12 protein-coding genes are annotated in these 16,841 nt (G+C 62.7%); 10 read left to right on the top strand and 2 right to left on the bottom strand.

What is annotated here, in order from left to right; translation table 11 throughout:
* Positions 1-31: 31 nt before the first annotated feature.
* The 4 genes from ACEN8U_RS28655 to groL all read left to right on the top strand — a co-directional run bounded on the left by ACEN8U_RS28655 (position 32) and on the right by groL (position 9,723).
* Positions 32-5,665: a beta strand repeat-containing protein gene (locus ACEN8U_RS28655; RefSeq protein ID WP_310105606.1), complete on the top strand. Its 5,634-nt coding sequence runs from the start codon at positions 32-34 to the stop codon at positions 5,663-5,665.
* A 188-nt stretch (positions 5,666-5,853) separates the two neighbouring features.
* The gene (gene cls / locus ACEN8U_RS28650; protein ID WP_310105609.1) at positions 5,854-7,125 is read left to right on the top strand and encodes a cardiolipin synthase; all 1,272 of its coding nucleotides are present in this window, start codon (positions 5,854-5,856) and stop codon (positions 7,123-7,125) included.
* A 612-nt stretch (positions 7,126-7,737) separates the two neighbouring features.
* Positions 7,738-8,028 carry a co-chaperone GroES gene (groES, locus tag ACEN8U_RS28645; RefSeq protein WP_013587356.1) on the top strand — a complete coding sequence of 97 codons (291 nt, stop codon included), beginning with the start codon at positions 7,738-7,740 and terminating at the stop codon, positions 8,026-8,028.
* A gap of 54 nt (positions 8,029-8,082) precedes the next feature.
* Entirely contained in the window at positions 8,083-9,723 is a 1,641-nt protein-coding gene (gene groL, locus ACEN8U_RS28640) for a chaperonin GroEL (RefSeq protein WP_013587357.1), read from the top strand.
* A gap of 147 nt (positions 9,724-9,870) precedes the next feature.
* On the opposite strand, the gene cysC is transcribed toward groL, so the two are convergent.
* Complete coding sequence (gene cysC / locus ACEN8U_RS28635; protein WP_310105613.1) at positions 9,871-10,482, bottom strand: adenylyl-sulfate kinase; 612 nt, start codon at positions 10,480-10,482, stop codon at positions 9,871-9,873.
* Positions 10,483-10,804: 322 nt separating this feature from the next.
* Positions 10,805-11,665, bottom strand: coding sequence for a hydroxymethylpyrimidine/phosphomethylpyrimidine kinase (locus ACEN8U_RS28630; protein WP_028362548.1), 861 nt, complete (start codon positions 11,663-11,665; stop codon positions 10,805-10,807).
* A 295-nt stretch (positions 11,666-11,960) separates the two neighbouring features.
* Between ACEN8U_RS28630 and ACEN8U_RS28625 the strand changes: the two genes are divergently transcribed.
* The 6 genes from ACEN8U_RS28625 to ACEN8U_RS28600 all read left to right on the top strand — a co-directional run bounded on the left by ACEN8U_RS28625 (position 11,961) and on the right by ACEN8U_RS28600 (position 16,819).
* Positions 11,961-12,131, top strand: coding sequence for a rubredoxin (locus tag ACEN8U_RS28625; RefSeq protein WP_006047743.1), 171 nt, complete (start codon positions 11,961-11,963; stop codon positions 12,129-12,131).
* A gap of 285 nt (positions 12,132-12,416) precedes the next feature.
* On the top strand, positions 12,417-13,826 hold the full coding sequence (locus tag ACEN8U_RS28620) for a hypothetical protein (protein WP_310105615.1): 1,410 nt from the start codon (positions 12,417-12,419) through the stop codon (positions 13,824-13,826).
* Positions 13,827-14,029: 203 nt separating this feature from the next.
* Complete coding sequence (locus ACEN8U_RS28615) at positions 14,030-14,608, top strand: YqgE/AlgH family protein (RefSeq protein ID WP_013587362.1); 579 nt, start codon at positions 14,030-14,032, stop codon at positions 14,606-14,608.
* 10 nt (positions 14,609-14,618) lie between these two features.
* Positions 14,619-15,059, top strand: coding sequence for a Holliday junction resolvase RuvX (ruvX, locus tag ACEN8U_RS28610; protein ID WP_013587363.1), 441 nt, complete (start codon positions 14,619-14,621; stop codon positions 15,057-15,059).
* Positions 15,046-15,585, top strand: coding sequence for a bifunctional pyr operon transcriptional regulator/uracil phosphoribosyltransferase PyrR (gene pyrR / locus ACEN8U_RS28605; RefSeq protein ID WP_015001841.1), 540 nt, complete (start codon positions 15,046-15,048; stop codon positions 15,583-15,585). Before ruvX ends, pyrR begins: the two co-directional genes overlap by 14 nt.
* Before the next feature lie 208 nt (positions 15,586-15,793).
* Complete coding sequence (locus ACEN8U_RS28600) at positions 15,794-16,819, top strand: aspartate carbamoyltransferase catalytic subunit (protein ID WP_006048658.1); 1,026 nt, start codon at positions 15,794-15,796, stop codon at positions 16,817-16,819.
* Positions 16,820-16,841: the final 22 nt, after the last annotated feature.

The following is a 16,841-nucleotide window of genomic DNA, read 5'->3' as shown; positions in this document are numbered from 1 at the left end:
GGCCCTCTCATTGATCTCATAAGGATTCCAAATGAAGAAAGCATCCCTGAATCACGTCTATCGGCTGGTGTGGAATGCCACGATCGGTTCATTCGTCGCCGTCGCCGAGAACACCAACGCTCGCGGCAAACGCAGTACACGTAGCGCGGCCCTGCTCGCAGTCCTCGGTGTCATTGCCGTCGCAGACGCAGCGTACGCAGCCCCGCCGCTTCCGACTGGCGGTCAAATCGTGGCGGGCCAGGGCTCGATCACGCAAAACGGTTCGTCCATGACTATCACCCAGAATTCCGGAAAGATGGTCACGAACTGGAACGGCTTTGACATTGGCGAAGGCAATTCTGTCACGTTCGCACAACCGAACAGCGCGGCCGTTTCGCTGAACCGGGTCATCGGCGGTAATGGCGCGAGCCAGATTCTTGGCGCCATGAACGCGAACGGCCAGGTGTGGCTCATCAACCCCGGCGGCGTGGTCATCGGCAAGGGCGCGAGCATCAACGTTGCGGGGCTCGTTGCTTCGAGCGCGAACATCAGCGACAGCGACTTCCTCGCGGGAAAAACGAAGTTCACCGGAGCGATGGGCAACATCGTCAACCAGGGCAAGATCAATAGCCAGGGCGTGGTCGTGCTGATCGGTCAGCAAGTCACGAACCAGGGCTCGATCAACGCGAAGGGCGTTGCACTCGCAGCCGGGCAAGACGTCAATCTGGACTTCAACGGCGACGGTCTCGTCAGCGTTCAGGTCACGAAGGGCACGCTCGACGCACTGGTGAGCAACGAAGGCCAGATTTCGGCTGACGGCTCCGCAGTGGTGCTGACGGCGCGTGCTGCTGACGCAGCTATTAGCAGCGTGGTCAACAACACGGGCGTGATTGAAGCGCGTTCGCTGCAATCGAAGAACGGTCGCATCGTTCTGGACAACGACCCGGCAAACGGCAATACGACCGTGGCGGGAACGCTGAACGTCTCGTCGGCTGACGGCGTGGGCGGTAACGTCGTGATTGAAGGCAAGACCATCGCGATCGACAATGCGACGATCAAGGCCGATGGTGCATTGGGGGGCGGTACGATCAAGATCGGTGGCGGTCTTCATGGTGAAGACGCTACTGTGAACAATGCGACGACGGTCACAGCGGGCAAGAACGTTGTTCTGTCGGCGGATGCCACGCAAAAGGGCAATGGCGGTACGGTCGCGGTCTGGTCGGACGGTACCAATGCGTTCTCGGGCGAGATTTTTATCCGTGGCGGCAAGAACGGTGGTAACGGTGGTTTCGCCGAAGTCTCCGGCAAGACGGGTCTGAGCTATACGGGCGTGACGCATGGTCTGTCCACGCTCGGCGCAGCAGGTACGCTGTTGCTTGACCCGGACACGATCCAGATCTGGGGCGGTGAAGCTCCGGCAAGTGCGAGCACCAATCCTTCGGACTGGGGAAAGACGAATACCACCGGTGTTCTGAATATCTACGAGAGCACGCTGGAAGCACAAGAGGCCAATGTCAGCCTTTACGCCAATACGTTGATTCACTTCAACGACCTGACGAAGGATGCGAACGGCAATGCGCTGACGCAAGTTGTGCACGGGCCCACGGGCACGGCTGCGGGCTATACCACGGGCGACGGCAAGATCAAGCTTCAGGATGGCGTGAGTTTCAAGGCCGTCACGGGCGCGAACAACAGCTTCATCACGTTCGACAACAAGAACAATACCCTTGAAGTGTCGGGGGCTGGTTCCATTTATATGGAGGCCGGGCAGTACCTTGGCAGCGGTAATCCCACTGGTCACATCGGCAACAATACGGGCAACAATCCCGACACCAATCAGGGTGTTTTCAACCTCGTGGCATTGGGCGGGCTCGACGCAAACGGCAAATCCACTTCCACGAGCGCTTATGGCAGCACCAATTGGACCGGCGTGAATGGTGCGACGCCGGGCGCAGGTACGATTACGCTTCTGGGCGCGGACGGTCTCGCCATTTCCGGCGATCTGACGACGTATTGCGGCTACATCTACATCCACGCCGATTCGGATCACGCGGGTGGCGGCAATCTGGTTGTGAGCAGTAAGATCAAGACCAACGGCGGCGATTTTAACTACGCGTGGGGTTGGAACTCGGGCCAAACCGCGACGTTCACCTACGGTAGTGCCGTCGATCTCGTCTGTGCCGATGGTAGCTGCTCCCGTCAGGCGGGCACGTTCCGGGCTGTTCCGGATGCTGGTGGTCCGGGCGGAACGAAACCCGCCAACAAGACGATTCTCGGCGGTAGTCTAAACGTAGGCGGCAACGTCAATACCTCCGGTTGGGAGATTCACGGCGGCGCTACGATCAAGACGGACAAGGACAGCACCGTCACGCTCGACTCGGGCACGACGCTCGACCCGTCCGTTCTGGACAAGACCGGAGCGAGAACGACCACCACGGGTCTCGTCGGTCTGGAGGGCGGCACGATCGCAATCAGCCACACGGGTGTGACGGGCCTCGCGACGACCGGTCTGCAACTGGCGTCGGCCGACAAGGGCACGAACATCTTTGTCAGCAACGACCAGGGTGTGGTCCTCGGTAACGGCACCGTCAACCGCGACGGTTCGGTTACCGGCAATACGACGTCCAGCACGTTCCTGAGCGCAAGCGACCTCGCTTATCTGCAACAGCAAGGCACGCCCTCGCTCGTGCTCGGCAGCACCGATCATCTCGGTACGATCGAAGTCGGTCACATGGATGGTACCTCCGCGCCCTTCACCTTCAACGCAGCCGGCCAGGTTGGCCTGATCGGCGGCACGGCTGTCGTGAATGGTGCAGTCACGAACAACACCGGTTCGGTGCTCATCCAGGCAGCGGATTCCGTTGACCACAACAAGGCCAACGTCGGCAGCGATGCAAACGCAGATCAAACTGCAACGAGCACGGGCCGTGGCAACGTCGTGATCACGACGAATGGCACGGTCACGGCCGGGACGAACGCGATCCTCGCAGCAGCAACGGCAGACCACAAGTCCACCGACGTGCAGGAGTCGCAAGGCGGCAACTTTGTGAACGACCGCGGCTCCGATGCGTTGACGGTAGGGGCGGGCGGTCGCTGGCTCGTCTACTCCACCACGCCGGACAAGGATGTCGGGCGCGATCTGGATGTCGATTTCAAGGTCTATGAAGCGACGTATAAGGAATCGGACGGCACGTACAGCAACGTCAACGGCAAGTGGGTGGGCACTGACGTGGCATCGCTCGATGACCGTGGTCAACCGGACCTGAATGGTGTCATCACCGATCCGGTGGGCAATCGTGCGGACCTCGTTCAAATCCTGAACGGCGACCAGGCGGGCAAGAACGGTTACCTGTACTCGCGTTCTGCAGTCCTGACCGGTCAGCTTGTCGGCACCGTCACGAAGACCTACGACGGCACGACCGCCACGCAAACGAACACGACCGTGGTTACGGATGCAAACGGTACGCAAACGGGCAACACGGTCACGCTCGGTAACGTCGCGGTCTCCGGCCTCGTCGGCATTGACGGCGACAAGGTCCCGCTCGCAATCCTGAATGACGCGAACCTGGCGAACGCACAATTCAGCGACAAGAACGCAGGTACGGGCAAGACGGTTACGCTGTCCGGTGTGAAGCTGGGCGTCGCGCAGAACCAGGGCAGCACGAATCCGGACGGCTCGAAGGTCGTACAGGTCTATGGCTACCGTCTCGCGGAAGACACGCTTTCGGGTGACATTGGCACGATCACGCCGAAGGCCCTCACGAGCGTGACGACCGTGGACGGCAAGGTCTATGACGGCAACACCGCGACCACGGCTCACACGACCGTTACTGGCGTTATTGCCGGCGACAACGTCAGCACGTCGGCAAGCGGCCAGTTTGCAGACAAGAATGCGGGCGTCGGCAAGGACGTGACGGTTACTACGTCGCTGACGGGCAACGACGCGGGCAACTATGTGCTGGCTTCGGGTTCGCAGGATGCAACGCTGCACATGACCGCCGACATCAGCAAACGCGCGATCACGGGCACGGCTGCGGCGCAGGACAAGGTGTACGACGGCACAACCCGTGCGGATCTGACGAACGTGTCACTGAACGCAGCTGACATTGTTGCGGGTGACAAGCTGTCCATCTCTGGCAATACCGGCTCGTTCTCTGACAAGAATGCCGGTACGGGCAAGTCTGTTGTCGGTTCCGGTCTGTCGCTGGCGGGTGCAGACGCACAGAACTATGATCTGACGACGACGGTCACGGGTGCTTCGATCACGAAGAAGACGATCACGGCAAGCGCTACAGCCGAGAACAAGGTCTACGATGCGACCGCCACGGCCACGATCGGTGCAATCGCGCTGAACGGCACCATTAGCGGCGACAACATTGATTCGACTGCGACCGGCGCTACGTTCGAAGACAGGAACGCAGGTACGGGCAAGGCTGTCCACGCAACCGGCCTCGGTCTGACGGGTGCCGACGCCAACAACTACGTTCTCGCAAACGACGTCGTTGCGCACGCCGACATCGATCGGAAGCTCATCACGGCTAGCGCGAACGCAAAGGACAAGACCTATGACGGCAACGTCACGGCTGACCTGAGCAACGTGAAGCTGATTGGTGTGATCGGTCAAGATGCTGTTGCCGCAGACGGCACGACCGGCCAGTTCGACACGAAGAACGTCGGCAAGTCCAAATCCGTGAACGGCCAAGGGCTCTCGCTCGTGGGTGACGACTCGGGCAACTACGTTCTCGACACGAAGCACGAAGTCGCTACGGCAGACATTACGCCAAAGTCGATCACGTTGACCGGTTCTGCGAAGGACAAGCCGTATGACGGCAACACGGTTGCAGCAGTGGGCGATCTGGCGCTCCATGGCGTGGTTGCGGGCGATAACGTCTCGATCGTCGGCAATACCGGCAGGTTCGACAACAGCAACATCGGCACTAACAAGCCGGTGAACGGCGAAGGTCTGTCGTTGGCTGGTGCGGATGCAGGCAACTACATTCTCGACACTTCCGCTGTCCTCGCACAGGCAGACGTTCGCCCGGGCTACAACCCGTCCGCGCTCGTTGCTGACGCCACGGGTGTGAACGGTACGGCGCAAGCCACGAAAAACGCAGGCAAGGTCATCAGCGACCAGACAATCGCGAAGACGGAAGTTCCGGCGCTCATCGTTGGTTTGCCGGTGACCGTGGCTCAACGTGGCGATGCCGTGGATATCGCTGACGGTGCGCTCTCGACATCTGTCCTGCGTATGGACGGCAAGGCGAGCCTGGGCCTGAATGACGCGCCTGAAGAACGCGCACAACGTAACACGCTCGTCGTGTTCCGCTCGGACCGTCCGGAAGCGCTGGACAACCGTGGCACGTTCCACGTGGTCGATCGCGGCAACGCCATTGAACTGGAAGGTACGCCGAGCTTGATCAACAAGACGCCGGACCTGAAGGGCAAGGGCAGCGACTGGAAGAATGGCACGGTAGTTCGTGCAGACGGCGCGGTGACGGAATATCGCGTTCGGATGCTCAACGACGGTACGCTGGTCGTGATCGAGCCGAACGGCGTCAAGGACAGCGACGAAATCGCTGCGAGTTACGGTCTGGCCGTCGCGAAGAAGCAACTCGGTATCGGCGTCAAGGCAGTGAAGGCCGTCGTTATCGAAGCACGCAACGGCAACAGCGCGAATAACGCCTGATGATGTAACCGCTGAGAATTGGCGGCCCTCGAGCCCGGCGCGAAATCGCCGGGCTTTTTTCGTTTGATTTTTGCTAGAACCAGGACTGGATGCCGGTGAAGCGCTGACATAAGTATTGATCCATCGGCGGTGCGGAACGCTCGTACACTAACAGTTCCGGACGAATGTTCGCTACGCGAGGCCCGTGCATGCCGACGATTGCCCTGATTGTCCTCACTGTCGCGGTCACGCTCTTCCTCGTGCTTCTCATCGCGAATCTGACGAGCGGCGAGAAGAAGATCGAGCACAAGATCGAGCGCCTGTACGCCAGCGACGATTCGCAATTCACACGTTCGATGGGGCTGCTGCTCGGCCCGGCCGTCGTCGGAGGCAATCGCTTCGAGGTGCTCCTGAACGGCGACGAAATCTTTCCGTCGATGCTGGAAGGCATCCGCTCGGCGCAGCGCACGATCACCTTCGAGACCTTCATTTACTGGTCCGGCGCGATCGGGGAGGACATCGCACGCGCACTCTCGGACCAGGCGCGTGCGGGTATCGCCGTGCATGTGTTGCTCGACTGGGTCGGTTCGTCGAAGATGGACAGGCGCTATCTCCAGATGCTGCGCGACGCGGGCGCGGAGGTCATCCAGTATCACAAGCCGCATTGGACCGGTCTCGGCCGCATGAACGACCGCACGCATCGCAAGCTGCTGGTGATCGACGGACGCATCGGCTTTACGGGCGGCGTGGGTATTGCCGACGAATGGACCGGGCACGCGCAGGACGAGAAGCACTGGCGCGATACGCACTTTCGCGTCGAAGGTCCGGTTGTCGGACAGATGCAGGCCGTCTTCATGGACAACTGGGTCAAGGCGACAGGAAACGTGCTGCACGGCTCGCACTACTTTCCGGAAATCGACGCTGCCGGAAACGGCCTCGCGCACATGTTCAGCAGCTCGCCTTCGGGCGGCAGCGACGACATGCAGCTGATGTATCTGATGGCCACCACCGCCGCCACGCATTCGATCCATCTGTCGAGCGCGTACTTCGTACCGGACAAGCTGACGATCAATGCGCTCGTCGAGGCGGCGAGGCGCGGTGTGAGGGTTCGCGTCATTACTCCCGGCAAGCGCATCGACGCCCACACGGTGCGCGAGGCGTCGCGTGCATGCTGGGGCGACCTGCTCGCGGCGGGCATCGAAATGCACGAATATCAGCCGACGATGTTCCACTGCAAGCTGCTTGTCGTCGACGAGTATCTGGTGTCGGTCGGCTCGACAAACTTCGACAGCCGCTCGTTCAAACTCAACGACGAAGCGAATCTGAACATCTACGACCGGGATTTCGCGCGCCAGCAAGCGGCGATTTTCGATCGCGACGTCGCCCGGGCAAAACGCATTTCGCTCGACGACTGGCGCCGCCGTCCACTCCTCGAAAAGTTGCTGGACCGCGCCGTCGCGCTGCTCGATCCGCAACTTTGACGTTGGGGCCGCGCGAGCGACCGCTGCGGACTATGGCTCGCGACGAGGCCAGCGGGCGAGTGACCGCTCCACAGCGGAAGGCGATCCGGATGAGCTTGGACTGAGCCGCCTCTGAAGCCCACGGTTCCTTGTCGTGCCGCGGTATGGAGGAGAAAGTCGCGGGTTTTCTTGCCGCGGGAGCACGGACGACCGCGAATGAAAGACGCGCCACGGCTAACGCGAGATGTTCGCACACGCCCGCAGAATCGGCGTGCGAGTGTGACCACTGTGCTTAAAGCCTGGCCTTCGGGTTTTCACTGATGTGATGTGAGCAGCGCCATCGCGCATCAAATAGTCGGCCGTGAGGCTCCGGCTGGACCGCCAGATGAAAAGGGTTTTTGATCGTAAGTACCTGTATTTCAGGGGCATTCTGCTCTAAAACGGTGTGCTCCAGACTCAACAAAGTCAAGAGTTGGACGACCTTCGGCGCGTCTGCTCCCAGCTTCTTGAATTTGTCACCACCCGTCCATATAATTAGCACTCACTGCACGAGAGTGCTAACAACTTCGCCGGTTGGCTCGGCCAGCCGGGTTTTCCAAGCGTTCTTCAGTCTCAATCAAGAGAGGAGTATGTATGAACCTTCGTCCTTTGCATGATCGCGTGATCGTCAAGCGTCTGGATCAAGAAACCAAGACCGCGTCGGGCATCGTGATCCCCGAAGCCGCAGCAGAAAAGCCGGATCAGGGCGAAATCCTGGCAGTCGGCCCGGGCAAGCGTGACGACAAGGGCGCAGCAATCGCCCTCGACGTGAAGGTCGGCGACCGCGTTCTGTTCGGCAAGTACGCAGGCCAGACCGTCAAGGTCGACGGCAACGAACTGCTCGTCATGCGCGAAGAAGACATCATGGCCGTGGTGAACAAGTAAGCGCAAAGCCGCTACTTGCCAAGGTTATATCCAAAGAATTCAAGGAGTTAGAAGATGGCAGCTAAAGACGTCGTATTCGGTGATTCCGCCCGTGCCAAGATGGTCGAAGGCGTGAACATCCTCGCGAACGCTGTGAAGGTTACGCTGGGTCCGAAGGGCCGCAACGTGGTCCTGGAACGCAGCTTCGGCGGCCCGACGGTCACGAAGGACGGTGTGTCGGTCGCAAAAGAGATCGAACTGAAGGACAAGCTCCAGAACATGGGCGCGCAAATGGTCAAGGAAGTGGCTTCCAAGACCAGCGACAACGCAGGTGACGGCACCACGACCGCTACGGTTCTGGCTCAGTCCATCGTCCGCGAAGGCATGAAGTACGTTGCATCGGGCATGAACCCGATGGACCTGAAGCGCGGTATCGACAAGGCAGTGGCTGCTGCAATCGAGGAACTGCGCAAGATCAGCAAGCCGTGCACGACCAACAAGGAAATCGCACAAGTCGGCGCGATCTCGGCAAACAGCGACACGTCGATCGGCGAGCGCATTGCTGAAGCCATGGACAAGGTCGGCAAGGAAGGCGTCATTACCGTCGAAGACGGCAAGTCGCTGCAAGACGAGCTGGACGTCGTCGAAGGTATGCAATTCGACCGCGGCTACCTGTCGCCGTACTTCATCAACAACCCGGACAAGCAAGTCGCCGTTCTGGAAAACCCGTTCGTGCTGCTGCACGACAAGAAGGTCTCGAACATTCGTGACCTGCTGCCGGTTCTGGAACAAGTCGCAAAGGCCGGCCGTCCGCTCCTGATCATCGCTGAAGACGTCGAAGGCGAAGCACTGGCAACGCTGGTGGTGAACAACATCCGCGGCATCCTGAAGACCGTTGCTGTGAAGGCTCCGGGCTTCGGCGACCGTCGTAAGGCCATGCTGGAAGACATCGCGATCCTGACCGGCGGCCAGGTCATCGCTGAAGAAACCGGCCTGACGCTCGAAAAGGCAACGCTGGCAGAACTGGGCCAGGCGAAGCGCATCGAAGTGGGCAAGGAAAACACGACGATCATCGACGGCGCTGGCGAAGCTGCGAACATCGAAGCTCGCGTCAAGCAAGTGCGCAAGCAGATCGAAGAAGCGACGTCGGACTACGACCGTGAAAAGCTGCAAGAGCGCGTTGCCAAGCTGGCAGGCGGCGTTGCAGTGATCAAGGTCGGTGCTGCGACCGAAGTCGAAATGAAGGAAAAGAAGGCACGTGTCGAAGACGCACTGCACGCAACGCGCGCAGCTGTGGAAGAAGGCATCGTGGCCGGCGGCGGTGTTGCGCTGATCCGTGCACGTACGGCGATCGCCGGCCTGAAGGGCGCTAACGCCGATCAGGACGCAGGTATCAAGATCGTCCTGCGCGCCATGGAAGAGCCGCTGCGCCAGATCGTCACGAACGGCGGCGAAGAAGCCAGCGTCGTGGTGGCAGCAGTTGCTGCTGGCCAGGGCAACTACGGCTACAACGCAGCAACCGGCGAGTACGTCGACCTGGTTGACGCGGGTGTCGTGGACCCGACGAAGGTGACGCGCACGGCGCTGCAAAACGCAGCATCGGTTGCAGGTCTCCTGCTGACCACCGACGCAGCTGTTTGCGAACTGCCGAAGGAAGATGCACCGATGCCTGGCGGCATGCCCGGCGGCATGGGCGGCATGGGCATGGACATGTAAATTCGTGTCCGCTCCCGGGTGGGTCTCTTCAATGAGGCTCACCCGGGCGTTGATGGAAGAGCGCACCGCGAGGTGCGCAAAGCCAAAGAAAAACCCGCTCAGGCGGGTTTTTCTTTGGCTTTCTGTTTTTTGGGCCGCGTTTGCCGGCTAGGCCGCAAGCGCGAGGCAATGCTCGCGCAAGTATCGGAAGATGCCGGCCACGCTTTCGCCTGGTGTCAAAGTGGCGGTGTCGATCACGAGTTCCGGATCGACGGGCGCTTCATAGGGCGCCGAGATGCCGGTGAACACGGGGATCTCGCCGGCCAGCGCCTTCGCGTAGAGCCCTTTGGGGTCGCGGCGCGTGCAGGTCGCGACGGATGCCGACAGGTACGTCTCGATGAAATTGCCCGCGCCGATGATGTCGCGCGCCATGGCCCGGTCGGCGCGCATCGGCGAAATGAGGGCGGTGATGACGATGAGGCCGGCGTCATTCATCAACTGCGCGACGTGCGCCACGCGGCGGATGTTTTCGTGGCGGTCGTCCGGGTCGAAGCCGAGGTCGCTGCCGAGGCCGTGGCGAACATTGTCGCCGTCGAGCACGTAGCAAGCGTGGCCTTGCGCGACGAGTTGCCGTTCCAGCTCGAAGGCGATCGTCGACTTGCCCGCTCCCGAGAGGCCGGTGAGCCAGATCGTGACCGGCTTCTGGCGGAGAATCCGCATTCTGTCCGCGAGTTTGATGCTGCCGTGGAAGCCTTGTACGAGGCCGCAGGATTGCTCCATTCTCATGTTCCTGAAAGCTTAAACGCAGTGCCAACCGCGACCCTGGACGCCCACGTCGGCAATGGCCGGCGGATAGTGGCCGCCCGAGCCGTTTGCAATCATTTTTGCTACAGAGGTGGACTGGCTCGGCACATTCCGTTCCGAGCGCCCAAGCGGCGAAGCTTGGGCCGCACGAGCCCAAAATCATACATGTTGGCAAACGTTTGCGGCCAGTCGGGCTAAGCGGACGAGCGTGCGGTGGAGAGGGCCAATATATACATGCGCGCTTCCGAGCCGCGTCCGATCAGAGCGACAACCGCTGAGCGAGATATTGCCAGCGGCGTCAGTGCCGGGCTTCCCCGGGCGCTGCATCCTTTCCGCTCGCCGGCGGCGTCTCCTCGTCGCTGCTGCGGGCCCAGAAAAAACGATCCGGCATATATGCACCCATACCCGGTCGGAACGCGCTCTGCACGGCCTGATACAGATACTCCTGAGCCTCGCGGACCGCCTCGGCAGGCTCCTGTCCGTTGGCGAGCAATGCCGCGATCGCCGAACCGAGCGTGTCGGTCAAGCCCATGATGCGGTTGTTACCGCGGTCCCACATGTCCTGACGCAACTGGCCGTCTTCGCTGAAAAGCGTATTGACGAGCCGGTGCGTGCCGGTTTCCGTCGAAAGGATGTATTCGCAGCCGTGCGACAGCAAATGCGAGATCGCCGCGTCGAGGCTCGGCGCTTCGGCGTCGCCGTCCGGCTGCGCAAGCGCGAGCAGGGTGGCGGAATCGGCGACGAGCAGCGTGGTTTGCGGCGCGAGCAGATCGGCGATGGCTTCGCGCAGTTCGTCTGCGGCGAGCACATGTTCGTCGTCGAGCGTGAAGTCGGGGGCGAGAATCAGCGGAATGTCGTCGTAATCCGCTACCACTTCGGCGATCGCGCTCACCACTTCGGCGCGCGTGCAGGCGCCGACCTTGAACGCCGCAATCGGCATGTCCTCGAGCAGCATGCGCGCCTGGGTCGCCACCACTTCGGGATCGAGTCCGTTGACTTCGTCGCAGGTTGCCGAGTCGCGCACGGTGTAGCCGGTGAGCACGGAGGCGCCGTGACAACCCATGCTGGCAAGGGTCATCAGGTCGGCTTGCAGGCCGGAGCCACCGGTGGGGTCGGAAAGGCCGAAGGTGAGGACGATCGGAGGCGTGTCGCTGGGCATGAAGTTTTACAAAGGAGCAGTGTTTTCGGCGCACTCGGTGCGCAATTGGCTCAATTATGCGTCCTAAACCGACGCGAGGGCGTTTTTTCGCATCTGGACGGCTTCGCGCGATACCGCGCGGCCCGGCTGTCGCGCGCCTGTGACCCGGCGCCGCACGCTGCGCCGTTTGACCCATCTTGCATAGCCGAAGACCCTCCGAGACTTGGACTGGGCGTTTGCCATTGCTAGGCATTGGGGCGGCAACACGGTACCATCATGGCTCCCGTTTCCACGGACTTCACGACGCGACACAAGAATGGAATATCAAAGCTGGATGTGCCTGATTTGCGGCTGGATTTACGACGAAGAAGCCGGTTTGCCGGACGAAGGCATTGCGCCGGGCACGCGCTGGGAAGACGTCCCCATCAACTGGACCTGCCCTGAGTGCGGCGCGCGCAAGGAAGACTTCGAGATGGTCCAGATCTGAGGTCCGATGGCGGCCGGCGGCGCGCGGCCGAGGTGTGACACGCGCCGCAGCGAGGACGCCGGAACGCCGGATCGTTGGAACGTCGCCGAACTTGCAGTGTCGCAACGGTAAGCCCACGTTGCATATCTTTTGCGGCGCCCTGGCCGTTCATCATTCGTTAGCGTGCCACGCGTCATCGCAACGTTTTTTGCGTATTTGTCATTGTTCAGTCGCCGGTTCGCGCGTTAGGCGCTCAGTCTGCGCGCGGTGCCAGGCGGCGGCCCGCCGACTTTCCGTCGCCAACTCATGACTCTTCGATCCGCAGCTCCCGTTTCCTTCGACGCCTTGCCCAATCCGCGCGGCGGCGCTGTTCGTCCAGCGGAGCTGGCGCTGGCGGAGGCGCTGCTGGCCTTCGAGCAGCACACCGGCTTGACCACCGCGCTGGTGCGCGTTTCGCACGCGCTGCGCAGCGCCGGCTGGCTCAGCGCCACCCGGTTCGCCGATGTGCTGGTGCGTCTCTCGCCGCTTGCCGCGGGTGATCCAGCCGAGGCCGAAAGCGTGCGGCCGAACTTCGGCGCCGCGTTGCGCGATTTCCGGGCGGCGTTGGAGCGTCACAATCTGCGCGAACTGGCCTGCTCCCCGACGCTCTTCGACCATTACCGCGTCTTGAGCGCCGATCTGGGCGAGCACACGGCGGCCTCCCCCGTGGCTTTCGAAGATCTGGCGCTGACCGCGCGGCCTGTGCCGCCGGTGTCCTTTCATGCGCAGCCGGCCGAGCAACTGGCTCATCTGCGGGCGCGCTATGAACGCGCGCTGCTGCCGGTGCTGCGCTCGCAGCCGGACACGGGCAGTGTGGCGGCGCGCGCGGCCACCGAAGCCGCTCTGGACGAACTCGACGCGGTCTTCAGCGAGCTGACCGGCCCCGATCCCTACGATTTCTGGCGCCTCGCGAAGGCCTGCGCCCGCGCTTTGCGCGTGAGCGGCCGGGCAGCCGGCGAGGCGGACGCCCGCCGTTTCTACGCACGCTGCAATCTCGCGCTCGCGGACCATGCACGCGGCATCGAGCGCGCGCAGCGCTCGCTCGTGCGCGCCACGCTCGCGCTGCTGTGGCGCGACTACGCGCTCTTCGGCGCCGCCGCCGAAGATGCCGACCAGGTCGAGGTGCTGCACGACTACGGCTTGACGGTCGACTGGCACGTCGCGGGCACCCAGGCATCCGAAATGCTGTGGGAGGCGGGCGCGGTCGAGGCGCAATCGTTCAGCGCGCGGACGTCGTTGACACGCGAACTCGGCGTGTTGAGCGTCAATGCGCATGCGTATGAAGATTTTTTGCAGACGGCCGACGCCGCGATCTCGGCGCTCGCCGATCATGCGCGTGCCGCGGACCAGCCGGAAAAGGCCGATCCGAGCGAAGCGCTGCAAGCCGGCGACGCCGCCTACCGGCTCGGATCCGCCGCCTGCGCGCTGGGCCTCGGCCACGTCGCGCTGCTGGCGGATGCGCTCGGGCTCGCGTGGCGCCGTCGGGCGCATGCGGCTGTGTCGACACCTGCGGTGCGCGCGCATGTGATCGTCGACGCCCCTGCGGCGAGCGCGCTGGAGAACGCCGCGGAGGCCTTGCGCGCGACGCTGCACAAGGTGGCGGCGGGTGTGGCGCCGCCGGTGAGCGGCGCGGCGCTGGCTGCACTCACACGGGCGATCGAGCAGGGCGGCGCGTAGCGGGTGCCTGGCGGCGCACCGGCCGGACAGCGCGCCACTGAGGCCCGCCGCGCCGGCCCAACACGCACCGTGGCGAGCCCCGCGTGCGTGATAGAGTGCAACATGATTTGCCGTCGATGGCTCGCGGCACGCTTTCATGATTCGCGTCGCCGCTCCACGCTCAAAGCCCGCCATCCTGCATCGTCTTTGCTAAAATCCGAACTATGTCCAAGAGTACCGATCGCATCAATCTGACCAACCAGTTCCTGATCGCCATGCCTAACATGGCCGATCCGACGTTTTCCGGAACGGTGGTCTACCTTTGCGATCACAGTGAGCGCGGCGCGCTCGGCCTCGTGATCAACCGGCCGACCGACATCGACCTGCAAGCGCTCTTCAGTCGCATCGACCTCAAGCTCGAAATCGAGCCTCTCCTCCATGTTCCCGTGTATTTCGGCGGTCCGGTGCAGACCGAGCGCGGCTTCGTGCTGCACGATCCGAAAGACGGCAATTCGTACACGTCGTCCATGTCGGTGCCGGGCGGGCTCGAAATGACCACGTCGAAAGACGTGCTCGAGGCGGTCGCGAGCGGCACCGGGCCGGAGCGCTTCCTGCTCACGCTCGGTCACGCCGGTTGGGGCGCGGGCCAGCTCGAAGAAGAGATTTCGAAAAACGGCTGGCTGACGGTCGAGGCCGACCCGAAAATCGTCTTCGACGTGCCCGCCGAAGAGCGCTTCGAGGCTGCGCTTGCGCTGCTCGGCGTCTCGCTGTCCATGCTGTCGGGCGAGGCTGGGCACGCATGAGAGGCGCCGCATGAGCCTGCCGGGCGGACGCGAGGCGACGCTGCTTGCGTTCGACTACGGTGAAAAGCGCATCGGCGTCGCGGTCGGCAATTCGCTGACCCGGAGCGCGCGGGCGCTCGTCGTCGTGCAGAATCGCAGCCGCGAATATCGCTTTGCCGAGCTCGGCAAGCTGATCGCGCAATGGAAGCCCGACGCGCTAGTCGTCGGCTTGCCGATGCATCCGGACGGCACGCCGCACGAAATGACGCAGCTCGCCAAGCGCTTCGGCAATCAGTTGAACGGCCGTTTCAATCTACCGGTGACGTGGGTCGACGAGCGCTACTCGTCGGTCGAGGCCGAGGCGACGCTACGCGCCAACAAGGGCCGCGCCGACATGCTCGACGCTGAAGCGGCCAGCGTCATCCTTCAGCAATATCTTGACGGACTTTCCGACAACCATGAGTTCCATTGACGCCGAAGCGCTCTACCGCGCGCTGCTCGACCAGATTCGCGCCGCCTACGGCGACAAGCTCGGTGCGAGCGAAGGCGCCGAGGGCGCCGTGCTGGCCGGCATCCACAGCGGCGGCGCGTGGCTCGCCGAGCGCCTTGCGCGCGATCTGAATCTGGCGAGCTTCGGCGTCGTCAATGTCGCGCTGCATCGCGACGACTACGCGAAGAAGGGTTTGCACTCGCAGGCGAGCCCTACCTCGCTGCCATTTTCGGTCGACGGCCGGCGCATCGTGCTCGTCGACGACGTGCTGTACACCGGCCGCACGATTCGCGCGGCGCTCAATGAACTGTACGACTACGGCCGCCCGGCGGCGGTCGAACTGGCGGTGCTCGCCGATCGCGGCGGGCGCGAGCTGCCGGTGGCGGCGCGCTTCGTCGGCGGCGTGGTGGACGTGCCCGCGGACGCGACGCTCGTGCTCGCCCGCGACGAAACCAGCGGCGCGGGCGAGCCGCGTTTCACGTTCCATACCGAAGCACGGGTTGATTGAGCGGCGTCTGCGCGTCTTCGAGCGCGGCTCTGGCGCCGATCCTCAACCCGCTTAGCGGACGCGCGTCACCGAGCACAAGAACTGGAACACAAGCACACCCGACACAAGAGCCCGCACGAAAGCCGAGCAGGAAAGCCGAGCACAAGCGCGCCAACGCGCAGTTCGCCCAGCCCACACGTTGAAGCCCGTATTTGCAAGCAGGTACACCATGAACACCGCCACCCAGGCTCCGCAGGATTCCGCTGATAGCGCCACCGAGCGCTTCCGCTATGGCTTCCTGAAGGGCAACCCGCAGCTCACGAAAAACGGCGAGCTCAAACATCTGTTGTCGATCGAGGGTTTGCCAAAGGCGATCGTCAATCATATTCTCGACACCGCAAGCCAGTTCGTCAGCGTGACGGACCGCGAGGTCAAGAAGGTGCCGCTGTTGCGCGGCAAGTCGGTCTTCAACCTGTTCTTCGAGAACTCGACGCGCACGCGCACCACGTTCGAGATTGCGGCCACGCGTTTGTCGGCGGACGTGCTGAATCTGAACATCAACGCGTCGTCGACGAGCAAGGGCGAATCGTTGCTCGATACGATCAACAATCTGTCAGCCATGCATGCCGACATGTTCGTCGTGCGCCACGCGTCGAGCGGCGCGCCCTATCTGATCGCCCAGCACTGCGCGCCGCACGTGCATGTGATCAATGCCGGCGACGGCCGTCATGCGCACCCCACGCAGGGGCTGCTCGACATGTACACGATCCGCCACTACAAGAAGGACTTCACGAATCTGCGTGTGGCGATTGTCGGCGACATTCTGCATTCGCGCGTGGCGCGCTCGGACATTCACGCGCTGACCACGCTCGGCGTGCCGGAAGTGCGCGCGATCGGGCCGCGCACGCTGCTGCCGGGCGGCCTCGAACAGATGGGCGTGCGCGTGTTCCACAATCTCGACGAAGGTCTGAAGGACGTCGACGTGATCATCATGCTGCGTCTGCAGAACGAGCGGATGAGCGGCGCGCTGTTGCCCTCGGCGCAGGAATACTTCAAAAGCTGGGGGCTGACGCCCGAGCGGCTCGCGCTCGCCAAGCCCGACGCGATTGTGATGCACCCCGGCCCGATGAACCGCGGCGTGGAAATCGACTCGCAGGTCGCGGACGGTCCGCAATCGGTGATCCTGAATCAGGTGACGTTCGGCATCGCCGTGCGCATGGCGGTGATGGGGATTGTCGCGGGCAATAACGACTGATCCGCGGCTTACCTCAGCGCGC

It is taken from the genome of Paraburkholderia phenoliruptrix (assembly GCF_047325075.1).
In the GTDB taxonomy this organism is placed as follows: domain Bacteria; phylum Pseudomonadota; class Gammaproteobacteria; order Burkholderiales; family Burkholderiaceae; genus Paraburkholderia; species Paraburkholderia phenoliruptrix.
Note: the sequence above shows the minus strand (reverse complement) of the source record. Positions and strands in the feature narration are given on the sequence as shown.

Excerpts from the sequence above, each read along its gene's own strand:
- ACEN8U_RS28655 (WP_310105606.1), top strand. The coding sequence starts at position 32 with ATGAAGAAAGCATCCCTGAATCACGTCTATCGGCTGGTGTGGAATGCC.
- cls (WP_310105609.1), top strand. The coding sequence starts at position 5,854 with ATGCCGACGATTGCCCTGATTGTCCTCACTGTCGCGGTCACGCTCTTC.
- groES (WP_013587356.1), top strand. The coding sequence starts at position 7,738 with ATGAACCTTCGTCCTTTGCATGATCGCGTGATCGTCAAGCGTCTGGAT.
- groL (WP_013587357.1), top strand. The coding sequence starts at position 8,083 with ATGGCAGCTAAAGACGTCGTATTCGGTGATTCCGCCCGTGCCAAGATG.
- cysC (WP_310105613.1), bottom strand. The coding sequence starts at position 10,482 with ATGGAGCAATCCTGCGGCCTCGTACAAGGCTTCCACGGCAGCATCAAA.
- ACEN8U_RS28630 (WP_028362548.1), bottom strand. The coding sequence starts at position 11,665 with ATGCCCAGCGACACGCCTCCGATCGTCCTCACCTTCGGCCTTTCCGAC.
- ACEN8U_RS28625 (WP_006047743.1), top strand. The coding sequence starts at position 11,961 with ATGGAATATCAAAGCTGGATGTGCCTGATTTGCGGCTGGATTTACGAC.
- ACEN8U_RS28620 (WP_310105615.1), top strand. The coding sequence starts at position 12,417 with ATGACTCTTCGATCCGCAGCTCCCGTTTCCTTCGACGCCTTGCCCAAT.
- ACEN8U_RS28615 (WP_013587362.1), top strand. The coding sequence starts at position 14,030 with ATGTCCAAGAGTACCGATCGCATCAATCTGACCAACCAGTTCCTGATC.
- ruvX (WP_013587363.1), top strand. The coding sequence starts at position 14,619 with ATGAGCCTGCCGGGCGGACGCGAGGCGACGCTGCTTGCGTTCGACTAC.
- pyrR (WP_015001841.1), top strand. The coding sequence starts at position 15,046 with ATGAGTTCCATTGACGCCGAAGCGCTCTACCGCGCGCTGCTCGACCAG.
- ACEN8U_RS28600 (WP_006048658.1), top strand. The coding sequence starts at position 15,794 with ATGAACACCGCCACCCAGGCTCCGCAGGATTCCGCTGATAGCGCCACC.